17 protein-coding genes and 1 riboswitch are annotated in these 21819 nt (G+C 29.2%); of the genes, 6 read left to right on the top strand and 11 right to left on the bottom strand.

Features of this window, described 5'->3' with window-relative positions; translation table 11 throughout:
• Positions 1–16 precede the first annotated feature (16 nt).
• From ACZ5RS_RS07140 to ACZ5RS_RS07125, 4 genes are all read right to left on the bottom strand, one after another.
• Positions 17–1177, bottom strand: coding sequence for a BMP family lipoprotein (locus ACZ5RS_RS07140; RefSeq protein WP_464638775.1), 1161 nt, complete (start codon positions 1175–1177; stop codon positions 17–19).
• Between the two features lie 31 nt (positions 1178–1208).
• Positions 1209–1937 (bottom strand): GntR family transcriptional regulator, encoded by a 729-nt coding sequence (locus ACZ5RS_RS07135; RefSeq protein ID WP_464638773.1) that lies wholly within the window; start codon positions 1935–1937, stop codon positions 1209–1211.
• A gap of 240 nt (positions 1938–2177) precedes the next feature.
• Positions 2178–3002: a GGDEF domain-containing protein gene (locus tag ACZ5RS_RS07130; protein WP_464638771.1), complete on the bottom strand. Its 825-nt coding sequence runs from the start codon at positions 3000–3002 to the stop codon at positions 2178–2180.
• A gap of 122 nt (positions 3003–3124) precedes the next feature.
• The gene (locus ACZ5RS_RS07125; RefSeq protein ID WP_464638769.1) at positions 3125–3868 is read right to left on the bottom strand and encodes a Rossmann-like domain-containing protein; all 744 of its coding nucleotides are present in this window, start codon (positions 3866–3868) and stop codon (positions 3125–3127) included.
• 126 nt (positions 3869–3994) lie between these two features.
• On the opposite strand from ACZ5RS_RS07125, the gene ACZ5RS_RS07120 reads away from it, so the two are divergent.
• The 5 genes from ACZ5RS_RS07120 (at position 3995) to ACZ5RS_RS07100 (ending at position 9569) form a co-directional block, all read left to right on the top strand.
• Complete coding sequence (locus tag ACZ5RS_RS07120; protein ID WP_464638767.1) at positions 3995–4879, top strand: helix-turn-helix transcriptional regulator; 885 nt, start codon at positions 3995–3997, stop codon at positions 4877–4879.
• Positions 4880–4934: 55 nt separating this feature from the next.
• The gene (locus ACZ5RS_RS07115) at positions 4935–5687 is read left to right on the top strand and encodes a GNAT family N-acetyltransferase (protein ID WP_464638765.1); all 753 of its coding nucleotides are present in this window, start codon (positions 4935–4937) and stop codon (positions 5685–5687) included.
• 76 nt (positions 5688–5763) lie between these two features.
• Complete coding sequence (locus tag ACZ5RS_RS07110) at positions 5764–6549, top strand: tetratricopeptide repeat protein (RefSeq protein ID WP_464638763.1); 786 nt, start codon at positions 5764–5766, stop codon at positions 6547–6549.
• A 51-nt stretch (positions 6550–6600) separates the two neighbouring features.
• Positions 6601–6671: riboswitch (Fluoride riboswitch) on the top strand.
• A 44-nt stretch (positions 6672–6715) separates the two neighbouring features.
• On the top strand, positions 6716–7900 hold the full coding sequence (locus tag ACZ5RS_RS07105) for a cation:proton antiporter (RefSeq protein ID WP_464638761.1): 1185 nt from the start codon (positions 6716–6718) through the stop codon (positions 7898–7900).
• A 97-nt stretch (positions 7901–7997) separates the two neighbouring features.
• The gene (locus ACZ5RS_RS07100) at positions 7998–9569 is read left to right on the top strand and encodes a hypothetical protein (RefSeq protein WP_464638759.1); all 1572 of its coding nucleotides are present in this window, start codon (positions 7998–8000) and stop codon (positions 9567–9569) included.
• A gap of 45 nt (positions 9570–9614) precedes the next feature.
• Here the strand turns inward: ACZ5RS_RS07100 and ACZ5RS_RS07095 are convergent, their stop codons facing one another.
• Complete coding sequence (locus ACZ5RS_RS07095; RefSeq protein WP_464638757.1) at positions 9615–10100, bottom strand: DNA-deoxyinosine glycosylase; 486 nt, start codon at positions 10098–10100, stop codon at positions 9615–9617.
• Between the two features lie 102 nt (positions 10101–10202).
• Between ACZ5RS_RS07095 and ACZ5RS_RS07090 the strand changes: the two genes are divergently transcribed.
• Entirely contained in the window at positions 10203–12062 is a 1860-nt protein-coding gene (locus tag ACZ5RS_RS07090; RefSeq protein ID WP_464638755.1) for an ABC-F family ATP-binding cassette domain-containing protein, read from the top strand.
• On the opposite strand, the gene ACZ5RS_RS07085 is transcribed toward ACZ5RS_RS07090, so the two are convergent.
• The 6 genes from ACZ5RS_RS07085 to ACZ5RS_RS07060 form a co-directional block, all read right to left on the bottom strand.
• A complete protein-coding gene (locus ACZ5RS_RS07085) occupies positions 12059–13708 on the bottom strand; it encodes a two-component system response regulator (protein WP_464638753.1) in 1650 nt (549 codons plus the stop codon). The two genes, ACZ5RS_RS07090 and ACZ5RS_RS07085, sit on opposite strands and share 4 nt — an antisense overlap.
• 289 nt (positions 13709–13997) lie before the next feature.
• On the bottom strand, positions 13998–15200 hold the full coding sequence (gene ygeW, locus ACZ5RS_RS07080) for a knotted carbamoyltransferase YgeW (protein WP_464638751.1): 1203 nt from the start codon (positions 15198–15200) through the stop codon (positions 13998–14000).
• A 99-nt stretch (positions 15201–15299) separates the two neighbouring features.
• A complete protein-coding gene (locus tag ACZ5RS_RS07075) occupies positions 15300–18182 on the bottom strand; it encodes a molybdopterin-dependent oxidoreductase Mo/Fe-S-binding subunit (RefSeq protein WP_464638749.1) in 2883 nt (960 codons plus the stop codon).
• 2 nt (positions 18183–18184) lie between these two features.
• Entirely contained in the window at positions 18185–19009 is an 825-nt protein-coding gene (locus ACZ5RS_RS07070; RefSeq protein ID WP_464638747.1) for an FAD binding domain-containing protein, read from the bottom strand.
• A complete protein-coding gene (locus tag ACZ5RS_RS07065; protein ID WP_464638745.1) occupies positions 19009–20391 on the bottom strand; it encodes an 8-oxoguanine deaminase in 1383 nt (460 codons plus the stop codon). Before ACZ5RS_RS07065 ends, ACZ5RS_RS07070 begins: the two co-directional genes overlap by 1 nt.
• Before the next feature lie 165 nt (positions 20392–20556).
• Entirely contained in the window at positions 20557–21771 is a 1215-nt protein-coding gene (locus ACZ5RS_RS07060) for a YgeY family selenium metabolism-linked hydrolase (protein WP_464638743.1), read from the bottom strand.
• Positions 21772–21819: the final 48 nt, after the last annotated feature.

Genomic DNA, 21819 nt, shown 5'->3' with positions numbered 1-21819 from the left:
AACGATTTTGTTTATATTATTTAATATTTACATTTGGATAATCAGAAGCTACAAAAACATCTCCACCTTGAGCATTAGTAACTTTTATTTCTCCTGAAGAAATTTTAGCTTTTGCGCTATCTACAGCAGTTAAAACACTCTTCCAAACATCTTGATTTTGAACTTTAGAAGCAATTACTGCTAAGTCAGTAATACCAGCTGCACCACTAGCTAAACTATAACTTTGTAGGTTTTCCATTGAAGAAACTGTACCATTTAAAGCAGCTGTTGCGATTGTTGTTACAGGAACATCAGTATTCTTTAATACACTTGTTAAGATATAACCTGGTTGTTTATTATCTTTATCAGCATCTACTTCAATTGCAAGTTTCTTAACTTCTTTAGCCTTTGCATCAATACCATCACCAACTACACCAGCACAACCATAAACAATATTTGCACCTTTACTATAGAAAGTTCCAGCAACTGTTGAACCTGTAGCAGGGTCCCCAAAACCAGCATCATATTTTGAATAATAATCATATACTTGATTATATTTTTGTGCTTGATAATTTACACCAGCTATATAACCATTTGAGAATACAGTGATACCATTACTGTTTGTTCCACCTATAAAACCAACAGCGCGACCACCATTATCAGCAGCGGTTAAATTATAATCAGATCCAAATAAATCATTTTGGTGTTCAATTACTTCAACTGATAATACACCAGCTAAGAAAGAACCTTCATGAACATCGAATAATACTGAAATTACATTTTTGTGTAATACATTACCTGAACCATCAACATTAGGATTATCATTAAATATTACAAAAGTTGTATCAGGATACATATCTGCAATAGCTTTTGATCCACCAACACCTTTAATTAAAGCTTCAAAGTCATACTCTAAGCTAAAAATTAAAGAATAGCCATCATCAGCTAAAGCTTCTAAAGCTGCTGGTACACCATTAGTTGGTTCAACAACCTTATATTCTACATTATTTTGTGCTGCAAATTTTTCTAAACCTTCAACAGCTGATTGGTTATAACCATTATCATTTTGTCCTGCGCTTGAACAGACAATAGCAATTTTTAAATCACTACTACCTCCATTCTCTTCTTTTGAACCATTAGCAAATAATGGTGTAAAAGCTAACATAATTATTAAGAAAACCATTATGTTTTTTTTCATACTCACACTTCTCCTTTTTCCATTTTCTGGATTATTTAACTTGGTTTATATAAAACTTGAATCTATCTGTTCGATAATTACAAGTAAAATTCTCTATAGGACAAACAACCCCATTTAATTCAGCCATTGTTGTAGCTTTGAATAATAAAACTGGCATATGAGGTTCTAAATCTAACATTGATGCTATTTGGGCAGTAGGAAGAGAAGCTTCAACAGATCTTGTTGCTTCTAATAATTTAACTCCATATTGAGCTTCAAGAGTTTCATACAAAGATTTATTATTAAAATCTATCTTGTCTATCTCTGGGAATAGTTTTAGTGGTAAATGAGTAACAGTATAGTTAACAGGAATTCCATCAGCATAGTAAACTCTTTCTAAAACGAAAACAGAATCACCTTTTTCTAATTGTAATGCCCTTGCCATCTCTTCATCAGCTTCATCAACTCTTGAATCAATAATCTTTGTTGAAGGAATCATTCCTTGTTTTTCTATATCATGTTTACAACTAGTTAGTGAAAATAAATTCTGTCTATGAATTCCACTTTTTACATAAGTACCTTTACCTTGGACTTTTGTTAAAAAGCCTTTAGCTACTAATTCATCAATAGCTTTTCTTATTGTAATTCTACTTACTTGAAATTGTTCTATTAATTCTCTTTCACTAGGTATTGCCTCCCCTGTTTTGTAAATTCCATCTTCTATTTTTTGAATAATTGAATTGCCAACTTGTGAATACTTAGCTCCAGAAAAATAATCCATATCAAACTCCTTACTATTTGTGCCATTATGTCGTCATGCCATCATGTCGTCATGACCAGTTAGATAAACAATAAAACAGCTTTTTTGAGCTGTCAAGTTTTTTTTATTTATTTTTTATGAGACATTTTTTTTGAATTTATAGTTAAAATAAAAAAATTTATCATCTTCATAAGTCCTAAAAAGACCAATAAAAACAATAAATTTTTATAAAAATATAATTAATATAATTATTTTTAATTATTATAGCATTCCATTTTCAGAATAAACATGGACTGCATTTTTACCATTTTTCTTTACATGATATAGAGCTTTATCTGCATTTTGCATCATTTCTTTATAAGTATTGCTACCTCCGGCACCTTTACCAACACCGTAGCTTAAGCCAATACTTACACTCATATTTGCTTGATCATATTGAGTTGCTAAAGCTAAAACGCCTTTTTTCATTTTTTCAAGACTAGCAATAACATCCTCTTCGCTTCTATTGAACATTCCAATAACAAATTCATCACCACCGAAACGACAAGCAATTTCATCAGTTCTAATATTTTCTTTTATAACTTTTGCGACATTGGCTAATACTTCATCACCAATTAAATGGCCATAAATATCATTTAATTTCTTAAAATTATCTAAATCTAAAATTGCTAAATAAATAGCATGCTTTGAATTTGCTAAGAAATCATCAATTTTACAATTACCAGCAATTTTTGTATTTAATGAAGTCAAATGGTCTATTTGGTTCAATTTTGCCTTAACAATGTATTCAAGCATAATTCTAAGCATCATTATTGTTACTGCAACAAATATTGCTCCCCAAAATAAAATCTGAGACAAAATCGCAACAAAAGAAGCACTTGCTCCATATTTATCAACCGATAACAAAACTATTGTGTATCCGACAAAGAAAAAAACAATTAATAAATGGAAAATATTATTAATTAAACTTATTTTTTTGGAAACAATACCGAACTCTAATCTCTCATTTCTTCTAAAGCGGCAAAATAAATAAACACAAACAAGTAAAACAAGAGCGCCTAGAAAAATAAATATCTTACTAATCATATATTAACAACAACCCTTAAATAATAAATTAGTATAATTTTACCAATTGAATTAAAAAAAAGGAATAAATTTTTTAAATTAAAAATATAATATTTTGATAAAATATCAATATATTATAAAATCTAAATTATTTTATAAACTTTACTCGAAAATTTATGAATCATTGGAGTCCCCTTACCTGTTCTAATAGCTTTTAAAACTCCATTAACATTTGAAACAGAAGTACCACCTAAAATCTTTACAGGAGTCCCTTTATATAAACTTTTATTCATTATTGTAGAAGGACCTAAAACTGCAACTGGCTTTCTATAATTCTCTATTTTTTGAATTATTTGTGCAAACGTATTATTAATGAAACTTGTAGCCGTAATAATCAAAGCTGAAGATTCAGTGTTAACAAATTCATAAAAACTATCTTCATCACCAATTTCTTTACCAATATCATATGCCTTTATTGAAACTTCTTTCATCTTTAGTTGTTCAACAATTGGCTTAAAATATCCTATCATAGCTAAGGAGTCCCCTTTTTTTAACTGCAAATCTTCAAATAAAGAACCTGGATCATTTTCTAGAACATCACTTTGAGTTAAAGCATTTATCATAGCAATGACTACAGTTCGGCTAACAGGATCTTTATATTTTTCAAGTGAACATAATAAATCATAGCAACTTTTATTTTCAAAGTCTTCTCTTACATTATATACTGTGCAACTCTTTTTAGTATCAAGAAGAGTACAACTAACTCCACAAGCACCATTTTTTAATACAACTGCAGTATAACCTAATCCAATATTTATGGTATCAACATAATTATCTTTTGCTTTTGTAGCAAATATTTCTATAAGTCTATCATCGAAATTTATCATAGAAGCAGTTTACCATAATATTTTTTACTCTTCAATAAAAAACAAATGTCAGAAACTCTCTATCATATAATTTAAAAATAATAGAAATTAATATGTTATAATTAACTATTAATAATAGGAAGTTATATGAAAATAGATAGATTAATCCAAATAGTTTTTATCTTACTAAATAAAGATAAAATTAGTGCAAATGAACTAGCTAAAAAATTTGAAGTATCAAAAAGAACAATTTATAGAGATATTGAAACCTTAAGTCTTGCTGAATTTCCTATAGTTACAACAAAAGGTAAAAATGGTGGCATTTCACTAATGAAAAATTATAAGATTAATAGTGCACTTTTCTCTAATGATGAAAAAAAGCAGATAATATATTCATTAGAAAATTTTAATATAAATGATGAATTTCTAATAAATAAAGTAAAAGCAATATTTAACGAAAAAACTCAACAATGGATAAATATCAATCTAAATAAATGGGCTGATTCAAATAAGGACTTAAAATTTGAAATTATAAAAAAAGCTATTTTCAATAATGAAATCTTAAATATTTCTTATTATGGTGCAAATAGTGAAATAACACAAAGAGCTATAATACCCCTTTGCCTCTACTTTCGTCAAAATTGTTGGTATATTTATAGTTTTTGTAATTTAAAAAAAGATTATAGATTATTCAAATTAAATAGAATAACTAGTATCAAATCTACTAATAAAATAAACAACCAAGTATATGATAAAAAATTGAATTTGGATAATGACTATATTGATAATAACCAAATTGAAATAGAACTATTATTTAATCAAAATAGTGCTTATAGAGCTTTTGATGAATTCAATACAAAAGATATAACAATAAATGCTGACAAAACAGTTTCAGTTAAGACTAAAATTATCTATGACAAATGGATATATAGTTTTTTAGCAAGCCTGCTAGGACAAGTTAAAATTATCAAACCTGAATATCTAAAAATTGAATTAAAAGATTTTCTAGAAAAAACTATAAAAAATATTTAAAGATGACAGATAGTTGTCACCTTTGATGTTTTATTATTAGTCTAAAGGAGAATATATGGATCAATATATAACATTAAACAATGGCAATATTAATAAAGAGCATATCTGTTGTGCAATTTCTGATAAAAAACATCAAGTGGGTGTAGTAGAAAAAAAACAATGGATTAAAAATGAATTAGCAAATGGACATACTTTTACCAAATTAAATGTGAATGGAAAAGTTTTTATTGAATATACTAATATTGAAAAGGCTTGGGCATCAGTAATTGGGAAAAACTATTTTTATATTCATTGTCTTTGGGTCTCTGGAAGTTATAAAAAGAAGGGTTATGGTAAAGCTTTAATTGAAAAAACAATTGAACATGCAAAAAATCAAAATAAAGATGGAATTTGTATAATCTCATCATTAAAGAAAAAACCTTTTTTATCTGATTACAAATTTTTAAAAAAATATAATTTTGAAATTGTTGATCAAATAGATGATTATTTATTATTAGCTTATAAAATTACTAATAACAATATTCCACAATTTTCTTACTCAGCAAAGAATAATAACATTATAAACGAAAAAGGGTTAAGAATATATTATTCTCCTCAATGTCCATATATCATTAATTGTATAAAAGAAGTAGAAGCCTTCTGTAAAAATAAAAATATTAAATTAAATTTAATTAAAATTACTACTTTAGAAGAAGCAAAAAATGTTCCCTCCGTTTTTAATAACTACTCAGTTTTTCTAAATGGAGAGTTTGTTAGTGTACATTTGTTAAATGAAAACTATCTTAAAAAATTATTAAATATTAATTAATTTATAGTTTTTAAAGTTTTTTGTTGAAAAATTGTTCACCAATTATTATCTTAAATACAAGGATAGGTGAATAATAGTGGAAAATTTTAAGAAATATTTAATATTAGCGAAAGATAATTCTGATTTAAAAGAATTTGCAAAAAGACAAGAAACTATTTTTCAATTAGAAGATGCAAAATCTGATGCGTTTAACATTTCAGGTCCAACTAGTTGTCATTATATTAGAACTTCAAATAAGTTATATGACTTATATTTTGAAGAAGAGGATTATGAAGAAGCTCTAGATATTGCAAAAGAAGTTTTTGATATTGTTCAAACTAATCCAGATGTAAAACTAAAAAGTGAAGCAATCGTTAATCTTGGAATGTCCTATTTAAAAAATGGAAATATTACTAGTGCAAAAAATATTGCTAACACCTACTCTTTTGATGATAAAAATCCAAAATATCCTCAATATTGTTTATTTAAAGCTAGTTTAGCTCAAACATATAAAAACAAAGAAGAAGAAATTGATTTTTTACAAAAGGCTTATAGATATTCAATTGAAAATAATGATGAAAAAAGTGTAAGTGCTAATATTTTACTTGCAATAGCTCAATATTATGAAAGAAATGAAATTTATCATAAAGCTTATATGGCTTATTTAGAAATTTTTAATAAGGCTAGTGAAATTGCTCTATCATTAAATGAAGAAGAAAGATTTTCTTTCTTACTACGTTTAGCTAATCTTGCAAGTATTAACCATGAAAAAGAATTCGCACTTGATTTATTAAATAAATGTAAAAAAGCTATGACTTCAAAACTAAAAGAAAATCATCCATTGATGAAAATAATTGATAAAGCTTTAAAAGCCATCGAATAAAATCCTTTTAATTAATGTCTTGTTTTTTTCATAAATATTTTCTATCATGACATTTGATTAGGGAATGAATGTCTCCCTGGATATTATCCGAACCGCTTGTTGCTGATGACTTCTGTTAAACTTTACAACAGGGGTATCATTATCATTTGCCCCTAAGGGGTATTTTATGCTTTTTAGTATCGCATTAATTATTATTTTAGGACTTTTATCAAAAGTAATTTTCTCAAAAATTAAATTACCTTACATCATTGGAATGCTTTTTATTGGAATTTTATTAGGACCATATGCATTTAATATTTTAGATCCAAATATAAACTTAATTTCTGGAGATTTAAGAGAAATTGCTCTAATTATTATTTTAATGAAAGCGGGTTTAAGTTTAGATATTAACGATTTAAAAAAAGTTGGAAGACCTGCAATTTTACTTTGTTTCATGCCTGCAAGTTTTGAAATTATTGGATATCTTTTAATTGCACCAAAACTTATGAACATTCCTTTATTAGAAGCTGGGATTATTGGATCTGTAATGGCTGCAGTATCCCCAGCAGTTGTAGTTCCAGCAATGACTAAATTTATTGATGAGAAAAGAGGAACAGATAAAGCAATTCCTCAAATGATGCTTGCGGGTTCTTCTGCTGATGATGTTTACTGTATTGTAATATTTACAGCTCTTGTAGCTTTAGCACAAGGTGGCGAAGTTCATGCTTCAGCTTTACTTAATGTTCCAATTTCAATGATTAGTGGTATTATTCTAGGTGGAGTTAGTGGTGAAATTCTAGTCAGGTTCTTTAAAAAATATCATATGAGAGATACTGTAAAAGTATTAATCTTATTATCTATAAGCTTCTTATTTATCACATTAGAAAAGACCTTAAAAGGGACTCTTCCTTTATCAGGATTATTAGCAATTATAAGTCTTGGATTAATAATTAAAGCTCACTACCCTATTCTATCAAATAGACTAGCCCCAAGATTCTCTAAATTATGGGTTGGTGCTGAGATTCTATTATTTGTTTTAGTTGGAGCCTTAGTAAATGTAGAATATGCAACACATGGTGGCTTCTCAATGATAATTATGATTTTCATAGGATTAATCTTTAGAACTATAGGAACATTCATTGCTACATCTAAAACTGGCTTAACACTAAAAGAACAAGTATTCTGTTTATTTAGTGAATTACCAAAAGCTACAGTTCAAGCTGCTATGGGTGGAGTTCCTTTAGCCTTAGGACTTGCTTGTGGAAATATAGTATTAACTTTTGCAGTACTTGGAATTATTATTACAGCACCTCTTGGCTCTTTTTTAATTTCATATGCAGGAAATAGATTTTTGAAGCAAGAAAAAATATAATTTTATTTTATTTATTACTTACTAGTAAACTCAAAAACAATAAGGTACAATATTACTAGAAAAACTGTGCTTATTAAATTATTCAATGAGGTATTATATGAATTATAAAAAACATAAAATCAAATTAATTCAATTATTATTATGTACATTATTAATTACAACTTTAATTTCTTGTAATCAAAAAGAACGAGTTGAACAAACTCCAACCGATACAGTAGAAGAACAAACTCCAGCAATTGAAGAACCTCCTGTAGCTGAGCCTGCAGAAACAATTCAAGATACCAATACACAAAAAGAAATTGAACCAGAAGTCTTTGATGATACAACCCTAGGTTATGAAGTTAAAGATGATCAGCTTTATTTAAATGAAAAAGCTCTTCCTGCTGGAAAAATTTCTGAAACTACAAAAGAAAAAGACAGAACAACCTATCATTTCTATGATGGCGCTGCATTAATTATTAAATCTAATGGGGACATTGTTGTAAACTTCCCAATACATATTACTCTATTAGTTGATAAAGATTTCACAACCTTTGAAACTTTATACAGAAATAAACCACTAACTCATGCAACTATATTTGATTTCAAGACTGAAGATAATTGGTATACAATAGATTATGGTGAAAATACAAGCTTAAAGTTTAATAATGATACTCTAATCTTTAATACAAATAATCTAGAGATAACTCAAAAAGCTGATAGCTGTGAAACTGTATTTAAAGACTTTGTTATAAGTACAAGCAATATACAAAGCACTGATGCTTTATCAAATATCATAAAAATTGATTACGAAGATGGTAATAAATTAACTCATATTGTTGGAGGAAGTACTACCTTTATCTTCAACTCCGGTACTGAAATTGAATCAGATGGTACTACTACTAAGATTAAGCAAGATGGAAAAGAAACAATCCTTAAGGGTGATTTAAAAGGTATTGAATATGATAAAAATACTGGTTCCATTTCTTTTGAAACAACTGAAGAAAGCTTAAAAATAGATTCTGAAGGTAAAATTATTGAACAAATTAATTTAGTAGAACCTTTAGCAAAAACACCTGATCCTATAATTGATGATACAAATAATGAAACAGAGATTACTGAAGAAACTACTGAACCTGAAACTATTGAAGAAACACCTATTGCAGATTTAGGTTTAGAAGAACCAATTACTCAAGATATTATTGGATCTTGGGATGAAGAAGAACCTGAGTTAATACCATATAGAATTGGACTTATTGCTAATCTTTCATTCTTACAAAAAGATTCTGATATATCAGATTATGGATTAAGAGCTGATTTAGTTATCGAAAATGAAGTTATTGCAAATACAACTATAGGAATTCAACTTGGAGTTGGTGCTGATCATTTTTCTTCAGGATTCTATAAAGAATTGATTCCAACAGCTACATTCACTCAAGAATTTACACCTAAAAATTCTAATACTTCATATTTCTATCAATTCAAACTCGGTTCTTTAATTCCACTTGATGAAAAAGTAGGAACTGTTTCAGAAACACCGTTCTTTAGACTAGGTTTAGCCTTAGGTATTAATTTTAATATTCATCCTAATTGGATGGTTAGATTAGCAATTGAAGGTGATTTAAACTACAGAAATAGTCTTGCATACAGCGAAGCTGCTTATTTAGGCCTAATATATAAATTTAAATAGATTTTGTATAAAATAATCCCAAGTGTATAATATGCTTGGGATTTTTTACATATATTTGATAAAAGCTTTTTCCCAAATATCTAATTTATTTTCAAAACTTAATGTATATGCAGGACTAGAAGATGGTAAAGAAATGAAATCAATCGTTTTAGGATAATAATTAATATGCTTTTTATATAATTGCATTGCTTTTTTACCATTAAACATAACAGCTTTAATTGTAGGATTTGTATCTAAAATAACTTTTATCTCATTTGGCTCAACATCTTTAATTTCACTATCTAAAGAACCTTTTCTATTACAATTTCTAACAACATCCCATAAAAAAATGTTGTTTTTTATTATAAAAGCTTTCTTTTTTTCATAATTTTCTAATTCTTTTGTATTATAAATTTTAGCTAGGATCTTCCAAAAACTATTATTTTTATTACCATAATATTCACTTTCTTTTAATGAAATTACACTTGGAGCTGATCCAAGTATCATAATATTTGGCCTCTTTGAAATTATTGGCTCAAAACCATAAATCATAACGCAATTTTCCCCTACTGAAATCTTTTGAATCTATTTTATTTATAAATGATTTATTTATACTAGTTGAAAAGGTTTTGACTATAATATACTCTTTATTTTATGAATATTCTATCAGTTGAGAATCTATCACTAACACTAAATGATACCCCACTATTTGAAAAAATAAGTTTTGGATTAGAAGCCAATGAACATGTTGGGTTAATAGGGAATAATGGACAAGGTAAAAGTACCTTATTAAAAGCTCTTGCCAAAAGAATTTCTGTAGACGAAGGCCAAGTTACAAAAAACAACGATGCAGAAATAGGATTTTTAGAACAAAATATTGATTATGATATTAATGATACTGTTCATGATTACCTTTTTAAAAGCCCAGGACATAAATTTCAAATATTAAAAGAATATAATAAATTATTAGAAGATCCTATTGCTAATGAAAAGCAAATTATTAAATTAACACCAATAATGGAAAAAGAAAATATTTGGAATATTGAAAATGATTTTCTATCTATCCTTGGTGAACTTGATTTATATGATGTAAATAATAAAAAAATGGACAAGCTATCTGGTGGACAAAAAAAGAAAGTTGCTATAGCAAGAGTATTGGCTAATAGACCTCAAATACTATTTCTAGATGAACCTACAAACCATTTAGATATTAAAACAATTGAATGGCTACAAAAATATCTTGCATCAAGCAAGATGACTATTATTGTCGTTACACATGATAGATATTTCTTAAATTCAGTTTGCACAAAAATAATTGAATTGTATAATTCAAATATATATGTTCATCCAGGTAATTATAATTCTTATATTGAAAGAAAAGCTAAACGCCTCATGGATGAACAAAAATATCAAGATAGATTAACTACTGTACTTAGAAAAGAATTAGAATGGCTACAACGTGGTCCAAAAGCTAGAACATCAAAAGATGGAAATAGAATTGATAGAATTTACGAAATGCAAAGTGAACAAAAAAGCATTGGAGACAAGAAACAAAATCAATTTAATTCTTCTGATCGATATATTGGTAAAAAAATTCTTGAAGTAGAAAATATATCTAAAGCTTTTGGTGAAAATTTAATATTTGAAAATTTTACTTTCTCTTTCACTAAAGATATGAGAATTGGGATTATTGGTGATAATGGTACAGGAAAATCAACTTTACTTGATGTAATAACAAATCATTTAAACTCAGATACAGGTAAAATAGATATTGGGGTTAATACAGTTTTTGGATATTATGATCAAAATGGAAGAAATTTAGTAAGCAATAAAACTGTATTAGAATACGTTGAAGATATTTCAGATAGAATTCGCCTTTCACAAAAAAATGAAGTTTCTGCTGCTAGATTTTTAGAACTATTTAACTTTCCAACCAAATTACATAGACTGCCCATCTCTACTTTATCTGGAGGACAAAAGCGTAGATTATACTTGTTATCTCAACTATTAAAAAATCCTAATTTTTTAATTTTGGACGAACCAACAAATGATTTAGATATCGAAACTATTGAAAACTTAGAATCATATATAGAAGATTTTGTTGGTACATCAATAGTTGTATCCCATGATAGAGCTTTTTTAGATCGTACTTGTGATTATTTATTTATAATTAAAGACCATAACATTACACAATTTGCTGGGAATTATACAAATTATTCAACTTATTTAAATAATCAAAAAACTGAAAAAAAAGAAAAAGAAATTGTTCAACCTGTAAAATCAAAGAAAAAATCAGGATTAACATATAAAGAAAAAATAGAATTAGAGGCAATTCCCTCAGAAATTGAAAAACTTGAATCATTGATTAGTGAATTAGAAGAAAGTTTCAATACTATAGAAAAAACTGAATTAGGGACTTTAGAAGAAAGAACTAAACTATATCAAGATAAAAAAGATGAACTTGAAATTAAAGAAGAAAGATGGATGGAATTATTAGAAAAAGAAGAGTCTTAATAATATAATTTCTCTATTTCTTCAGCTGGCATAGGTTTTGCATAATAATATCCTTGAGCTTTTTTACATCCAATTTCTAAAAGCTTTTTAACATCTTCTTGAGTTTCAACACCTTCAGCTATCAAATCTAAATTCATTTCTTTAGCAATATTAACTATAAGTTTTAAAATACTCTTATTATTTTTTAAATCTGAATTCTTTTTATTTAAGAACAATAAGTCTAATTTAATGATATCCACTGATAATGTATTAAGCATATTTAAAGAAGAATAACCAGAGCCAAAATCATCCATTTCAATTACAAAACCACTCTTTGATAAAGAATCAACAACTTGTCGTAATTGTAATTGAGATTGAGCATATACTGTTTCAGTAATTTCTAAATGTAATAAAGTCGTTGGAAGATTATATTTAATAAGTAAATCATTAACTTTATTTACTAAATCTTCACTATATAAATCATTTCTAGAGACATTAACAGAGACAGGATAGACTTTATAACCCTTATCAAGCCAAACTCTCATTTGATTACAAACAGAATCCCAAACATACATATCAAGTTTTGTTATAAAACCATTTTTTTCAAAAATAGGAATAAAATCAGCAGGACTCATAAAACCATATTTTGGATGGATCCACCTTACTAAAGCTTCAAACCCTATTATCGAATTTGTTTCCATATCCCATTTAGGTTGGTAATATATTATAAATTGTCTATCATTAATAGCTTCATCCATTTCAGAAACAATTAATTGCTCTTTTTTTAAATTATTATACATATCTTGGCTAAATTTAGAAAAATATTTTTTATATTGTCCTTTAATTAAACTTAGTGCCATTTTTGACCAGTCACACATGGTAGCAATTGGAATAGATTTATCTGCTACTTCATATATACCAAATTGAATACTTAATGGAATATTTTGTGGAGAATCTTTTTTTAAAATTGTTATTTTATTTTCAATTTCTTCTTCACTAATAGGGCTAGGAACTAAGGCTTGAAACCTATCTCCTGAAAAACGAGCAACAATAGATTTTTCATCAAATATTTTTTTTAAAATATCTGCTACAAAAATTAAAATCTTATCACCATTATGATAACCAGAAAATTGATTAATTACTTTAAATTGCACAATATCAATACATAAAATTAAATAATTAATATTAGTATTATTATTCAAAGCCTCGACTGCTTTTATATAAAATCCTTCTTTATTATATAAATTAGTCAAAGAATCATGCTGCATAGTTGTAATAAAGCTTTCGTTCTCTCGTAAAGTAATAATGTTTTTTAATCTTCGTAAAATAACTTTTGGACTATAAGGTTTTGTTAAAAAATCTGTAGCACCCATTTCTAAGCATGCTATTTCGGCATCTACCCCGCTATGAGTTGTTTGTACTATAATTGGGATATTAGCTAATTCTTTCTTTTCCTGTCTTAATTCAAGGAATTTATAACCATTTAATACAGGCATGTTTAAATCAAGTAAAATAGCTGAGACTTCTCCTGAATACTCTTCTAAAAATTGCAAAGCCTTTTTACCATTCTCAACACCTTGGACTCTATACTCATCGGATAAAATTCTAGTTAATAAAGTCCTATTTATATTGCTATCATCAACAACTAGTATTAAACGCTTGTTCAAAAATAACCCCTTATTTACGATTATTAGAAATTTTTAAATAAAACACAATCACCCTTATTTACTACTTTATAGTGTTTAATAGCATTTGTAAACAAAATTTAAACGTTTAGCAAATTTCTTATACTTATTAAAAAATATTAAATTCTTGTATTACAAATATATCATAAAGCATATTATATTACTCTATTCTATTTATTTGTATTCTAAAAAACAAGTTATTTATGAAAATATTTTAACAAAAAAAAACCGGCCAAAATAATATTCTGGCCGATGTATAAATTACAAAAAACTACTTAATTCTTTTTTTAGCTGAATCTAATAATTCTTCTAGTTTTGCACTTGGATTTTCGAATTTTGCTAAGAAAATCATTGCTGCAATGATGTATGGTTTGAAACTTGCTTCTTTATAAAGAGGAACAATGTATTTATCAAATACTGATGCATCAACTTCACCTTGTTCACAAGAAACACCAGTGATATCAGCTGGTAAACAGTGCATGTATAATGCTTTACCATCTTTTGTTAATTTCATCATATCTTCTGTACAAGCCCAATCTTTAAAATTAGCATTATTTTCTAGACATTTTTGTTCTAGAGCATCTAATTCATCAAACTTCTTATCTTCAACAAGTTTAGTTCTTTCTTCCATGATATGGAATGGAGCCCAGCTTTTTGGATATACAATGTCAGCATCTTTGAAAGCTTCTTCCATTGAATTAACTTTCTTATAAGAACCGCCACTCTTTTCTGCATTTGCTTTAGCTACTTCTTCTACTTCAGGCATTACATCATAACCTTCTGGATGAGCTAATACAACATCCATACCGAATCTTGTAAATAGACCAATGATACCTTGAGGTACTGATAAAGGTTTACCATAAGAAGGACTATATGCCCAAGTCATAGCAACTTTTTTGCCTTTTAAGTTTTCAACACCACCAAATTCATTGATTACGTGTAGCATATCTGCCATTGATTGTGTTGGGTGGTCAATGTCACATTGTAAGTTAACAAGAGTAGGTCTTTGTTCTAAAACGCCATCTTCAAAACCTTCTTGTACTGCTGCTGCAACATTCTTTTGATATGTATGACCTTTACCAATATACATGTCATCTCTAATACCAATAACATCAGCCATAAAGCTAATCATATTTGCTGTTTCACGAACTGTTTCACCGTGAGCAATTTGGCTTTTCTTTTCATCTAAATCTTGAACTTCTAATCCTAACAAGTTACATGCACTTGAAAATGAGAAACGTGTTCTAGTTGAATTATCACGGAATACAGAAATAGCTAAACCGCTATCAAAAACTTTTGATGAAATATTATTTTCTCTTAAGCCACGGAGAATTTCCGCTACCTTAAATACTGCCTCGATTTCATCATCACTTTCTTTCCAAGTATGGAAAAAATCATTGAGGTACATGTTCTTTGTATCAAGAGCACCAAGCTCCTTAATCATTTGCTTAATTAAAGCCTTATCCTTCTTCATATTAGAGACTCTCCTTAGATTATAGTTATCTGAATGAGTGTACTATATCACGTACACTCACCATTGTAAAGTTTTTTGTTGCATTTTGTTGCAATATTTTTATTTAATTTTACCTAATTCTCTTAAAATCTTTTCTGGGGTAAATGGCCAACTTCTACACCATACACCAACAGCATTATGAATTGCAATTGCTATTGCTGGAGCTGCTCCATTAGTTGCAATTTCAGAAATTGATTTTGCACCATAAGGACCTTCTATATCATCAATATCAATTAATTTAACTTTAAAATCTTCAGGCATTTCATTAATCATTGGTGGACAATAATCAGTAAGATTTGGATTAAGTGGGTTACCATCACTATCATATTCAATGCCTTCATATAAAGAGTGTCCAATAGATTTTAAAGCTGCACCATAAATTTGACATTCAGCTAATTCAGGATTAATTGGAGTTCCAGCATCTTGTAATGCATAAAATTTTTGAACCTTTACTTCCCCTGTTTTAGTATTAACTGCAACTTGAGCAAAATGAGCACCATAAGGAATTGAGTTAACCATTGTAGTAAATGAGCCTTTTCCCATTATTTGACCATTACCAGTTCCAGATAAAGCAGTATGACATAAAGTTCCATAATCTAATTCATTACCAGTTTTCTTACTTACAATTTTTCCAGGATAATCAAGATAAAGATCTTTTTCTTCTTCTTCCATTTGGAATGCAGCTTCCTTAATAATTGCTCTTACTAAATCTTCTGCAGCTAAACGAGAAGCATTTCCTGAGAAATAAGTTCCACTAGATGCATAAGCACCTGTATCAAAAGTAGTAGAATCTGTATCTCCACTTGTAATAGATATTTTATCTAGTGGCACTTTTAAATTTTCACAAGCAACTTTTGCACTTACGGTATCTAAACCTGTACCTAAGTCAGCTCCACCACTAAATAACTCTACTGAACCATCAGTTGTCAATTTTGCCCAAGCATTAGAATGGTCTAAACCAGGTAATCCAGAACCTTGTTGAATCATAGCAAAGCCTTTACCAACTTTCCATTCTTCATCTTCACATGTTTCTTTCTTACCCCAATCGATCATCTTAGCACCTTCATCAATTGCTTGAGATAATCCACAAGAACCTACTGGAACAACATTACCTTCTCTTCCTTCACCTAAGCCGCGAAGAATTTCTAGCATGTAACCTTCTTCTACATGATTCTTTTTAATAACATCAAGATAATCTAGATTTAATTTATCTGCTAATTCAGCAATAGTACACATTACAGCATAGTTTCCTTTTGGAGCACCGTAACCTTGGTATGCACCAACCATTGCAATATTAGTATAATATGTAACAACATCAAATCTCATATTATCTACTTTGAATAAAGGCAATACTTTTGAACATGCATTCATTGGAACAGTTAAACAGTGTTGTCCATAACAACCTGTATTTGCTTCAACTAGCATATCAATTGCAGTTATTTGTCCATCTTTATTAGCACCCATCTTTACTTTAATTTTCATTGGGTGTCTTGTAGCTGTTGTTAAGAATTGTTCTTCTCTAGTATTTTGATAGAAAATATCTAAACCTGTATCCCAAGCTGCATATCCAACTAAATCTTCAACAGTAACATCTTGTTTTGAACCATAACCACCACCAACTCTTTCTTTAATTACTCTTACTTTTGAGTGAGGGATATCACAAAGACGAGCTACAACACGTCTTACATGATATGGAACTTGAGTTGAAGCATGAATTACTAATCTTCCTAAATCATTTCTTGCAAAACAAACAGAATTTTCTAAAGGAGTACATTGAATTTGGTTTGTTCTATAAGTTCTTTCTATTACACAGTCAGAATTTTCAAAAGCTTTATCAACATCACCGATAGACCCTTTTGCTTCGGAGGCAATATTTTTCTTAATATTTCCATGTATTGGGAAAGGATAATGAACAATACCATCTCTTGGATCACAATCTTTATTTAATTCATCTAGATTATCTGGAGCCCCAACACCAAAAGAGATTTTACTATTATGAACTAATGGAGCACCTTCAGCTTGAGCATCTTCAACAGATAAAACAGGTTTTAATACTTCATATTTTACCTTAATTAAATCTTTAGCTTTATCAGCTGTTTCTTTATCAACAGCTACAATTGCAGCTACTCTATCTCCAACCATTCTAACTTTTTCATTAAACAATCTCTTATCATGTGGAGAAGGTTCTGGAGCACCTTGTCCAGCATGAGTATAGTGAGTTTTTGGAGTATTAAGGTGTGTATATATCTTTACAACACCTTCTAAAGCTTCAGCTTTTGTTGTATCAATGCTTGTAATATATGCATGAGCATAAGGAGATCTTAAAACTGATAGAGCATATGCATTAGGAGTTACTTTATCTTCAGTAAAACATTTAGCACCAGTAACTAATGCAGCACCATCAATTTTACCTAGGTTTTTACCTACATATTTTAATTGTTCTCTATATTCTTTAGCAATCTTTGTCTTATATTCTCCAAAGTCTCTTAATTCTGTAGCTAGTTTTACGGCTAAATAATAGTTCTCATAACCAGCATCACGGATAAAGATTGAAGACAATACATCTTTTATTTCTTCTTTTGTTGGATTATCAACATGTTCTAATAACCAAGTTAATAATAAAGCTGCTGTTGGTGCATTGTAAGCTGATTGCACAATACCTGCATCAATCATTGCTTTTTGAACATAGTTTATATTTCTAATAGTACCAACACTTTCAGCTGTTCTAATAAATTTCCCTTCAACTTGTAAAGGAGACATTAAATTAGAAAAAGCAGGAATATCATTAATTATTACTGTATCAGAACCGGCAAAACCTTCAGCATTATCACTATCTCTAACTGAATTATATCCAGCATCAAATAAAGCTTTTCTAAGACTCATGCCTTCTGTATATTTTAAATCAACATTTTTACCATTAATATTACATTTTACAAATTTCATTATTATTTAACCCCTTTGGCTATATCATACATTTGTGCAACTGCTACAGAAGTAATATAACGTTTATATGAAGCTGAGCCTGTTAAATCATCAATCGCTTTTATATCATTAGCAATAGCGAATTCAACATCTGCACTTGAACTAAATGCTTCATTTTCGATAGCATTTTCCACGTCACTAAATCTTTGAACACCAGTACCTTTTATAGCTGCAAAAATTCTAACTTCATCTAATTTGTTATTAGTTTTTTTTGCTCCAAAAGCTACACAAACAGCTGAATGAGCATGAGAAGTTTTTGCAAATCTTTTTGATAAAATAATTCTATCTTCTTTTGGTAAAATTACTGCAACTAATAGAGTATTTGAAAAAGATTCATGATTTGAATGATATTCTCTAATAGGCAAATTATCTTCAGAAAATCCACCTTTTGATGTAATTCCAGAAGTAATTAATCTTGCTTTTGCTGCTAATAAAGTAGGCATTAAGTATGAGTCATCACTTCCAAAAGCTAAATTACCACCAATTGTAGCACTACATCTTAGAGTTCTTGAAGCACAGAATTTAGCAGCCTCTTTTAAATAATCTGGAATATCTACAGAATCAATTAAATCTTGTAAAGTTACGCAAGCACCAATTTTTACACCATCTTTTGTAACTTCGATTTTATTTAATCCTAAGCCTTCTAAACTAATTGCACCTTCATAATTTAAAGTAGAATTTAAACGATTGATCTCAGTGCCGCCTGCATAAAAAGCATAATCAGGATTTTCTTTTTTCTTGATTAGAGCTTCTTTTACATCTTTAACTTTTAATAAATATTTAATCATTATTTAATTACTCCCGCTCTTTTGAGCAAATTCTCGCTTACATCTCGACCTTTTTTTGCAAGTTCTTCTTCGTTATAGCCTACTAATTGTCCATCATCAACTACAACTTTACCATTTACTATTGTATAAGCAGTATTATGATTTGTTCCACAGAATAATAGTGATGCAGTGCTATCACTATGAGAGCCAGAATAAGGTAAAGTAGAAACATCAAAAACAGCTATATCTGCTTGCCAGCCTTCTTCTAATATTCCAACTTGATCAAAACCTAGCATTTTTGCACCACCTAAGGTACCCATTTTGAATATATCAGAAGCTGTAACTGCAGCTGCACCATATTTAACTCTTTGAAGTAATAGCGCATTTCTTAATTCACCGAGCATATCACTACTATCATTACTAGCAGATCCATCTACTGCAATACCTACATTGATACCTAGTTCCTTCATATCTTTTACTCTACAAATTCCACTACCAAGTCTCATGTTACTTGAAGGACAATGAGCAATATGACAACCAGTATCACGTAGATATTTTAACTCTTCATCGTTAAAATGTATACCATGAGCGAAGAAAACATCTTCACCTACCATATCACATTCTTTCATTAGTTCAACAGGTCTACAGCCATACATTTCATTACAGAAATCAGCTTCATCAAAAGTTTCACATAAATGAGTATGTATTCTAGCACCATATTTTCTAGCTAATGCACAAGATTCTTTCATTAAATCTTTTGTTACTGAGAATGGAGAACATGGAGCTAAAACAATTTTATGCATTGCATCTCCACCTTCTTGATGATATTGCTTAATACATCTTTCACTATCTTCAAGTATTTCATCAGTAGTTTGTACAACAGAATCTGGTGGTAAACCACCATCTTTTTTAGAAAGACTCATAGAACCTCTTGTTGGAGAAAATCTCATTCCAAGACGATCTGCTGCTTCAAATTGAAGACCCATTAAATCGCCTTTAAATGATCTAGGATACAAATAATGGTGATCTGTTGAAGTTGTACAACCAGTTTTTAGTAATTCACCAATTGCTAAACAACTGCTAGTATATACAGCTTCTTCATCAATATGTTTCCAAATATCATAAAGATAAACTAACCAATCAAATAACTCTGCATTTTGTACAGCCGGTAAATTTCGAGTTAAAGTTTGATAAAAATGATGGTGTGTATTTATTAAACCTGGAATTACTACATGATTTGAGCAATCAATAACTCTTGTATTTGAATCAACCTTTGCATTCCCCTCTTTATAAATCTTCTTTACTTTACCAGCTTCAATTAATAAATCAGCTCCTGAAAGAGAAGGCTTATCAAAGCTTGTTTGAAGGCAATGAATATCTTTTAACAATATTTTTTTTGACATTTTGTACTCCTAGCTCTCTAACAATAAATCTTTGTAATAAAGTCTGTTGTTATCTATTTTTGTAAATAAATTATATCATTATCTTTTAAAAAAACAAATGATATCCTAAGCCAAATACAGCCGTAGCTTTTATTGCTACGGCTGTTAATATCCTCATTGGTAGAACTAATTTTCTAAACTATAAGGTAGCATTGCATAGAATGCAGAACAAATTTCTAAGTCTTTTACACGAGTGATTTCGTTAGGTGCATGAGCTTGTTCTTCATCACCAGGACCAAAACCAATTGCAGGAATCTTATGACGACCTGTAGTAGCTACACAGTTTGTTGAGAATGTCCATTTGTCAACAACTGGTGCATCATTGAATAATGCTTTATGAGCAGCAACACCAGATTGTACCAATTTGTGATCTTCTGGAATTTTCCAGGTTGGGAAATATAATTCTTGTGAATATTCTTTCTTAGTCCAACCAACTTTTTCATAATTAGGCATTTCAACAACGATATCTTCTTTCTTATCGCCAGTAGCTTTTGAAACATATTCTTTAACTTGTGAAATAGCTAAGTCAGCATCTTCACCCCAAGTTAAACGTCTATCACAATATAACATAGCATAGTCAGAAACAGCACATTGTGAAGGTCCTTTTACATCCATTTGGCTAACAGTAATAGTTCCTTTACCTAAGAAATTATCATCATCTGGTTGTAAGTCTTCGTTTAATTGTTCAATTGCTAATGCAGCGCGTGAAGCTTTATAAGAAGCACTAACTCCTCTTTCTGGAGCACTACCATGACAAGAGATACCTCTTAGAATGATTCTGATTTCCATACGACCACGGTGACCACGATATAATCTACATGAAGTAGGTTCTGTAGAAACAACAAAATCAGGTTTGAAGTTTTCTTCTTCAATTAAGTATTTCCAACACATACCATCACAGTCTTCTTCCATAACTGTAAATGTGAAATAAACAGTGTATTCACCAGCATATCCTAATTCTTTTAAGATACGACCAGCAGTAATCATTGATGCAGCGCCACCTTTTTGGTCAGAAGTACCACGACCTAATACTAAACCATCTTTGATTTCACCTGAGAATGGATCAAAATCCCAGTTATTCATATTACCAACTTCAACAGTATCTATATGAGCATCAAAAGCAATTTTCTTAGGGCCATTACCTACTCTACCAATAACAGAGCCTAGACCATCAATTCTTACATCGTCAAAATTTGCTTCTTTACATAATTCTACGATTAGACGACATACGTCTTCTTCTTGGCTACTGTAACTTTTTGCTTGAATCATTTTAGAAAGGTTTTTCGCTGTGTAATCTGAGTACTCAGCAGCTTTTGCTAAAATCTGTTCATTAATTGTCATTTGTGTTTCTCCTTGGCTATATGCCTAATTTATAATTCAAATTTATAT

The organism is Pleomorphochaeta caudata (assembly GCF_055395745.1).
Note: the sequence above shows the minus strand (reverse complement) of the source record. Positions and strands in the feature narration are given on the sequence as shown.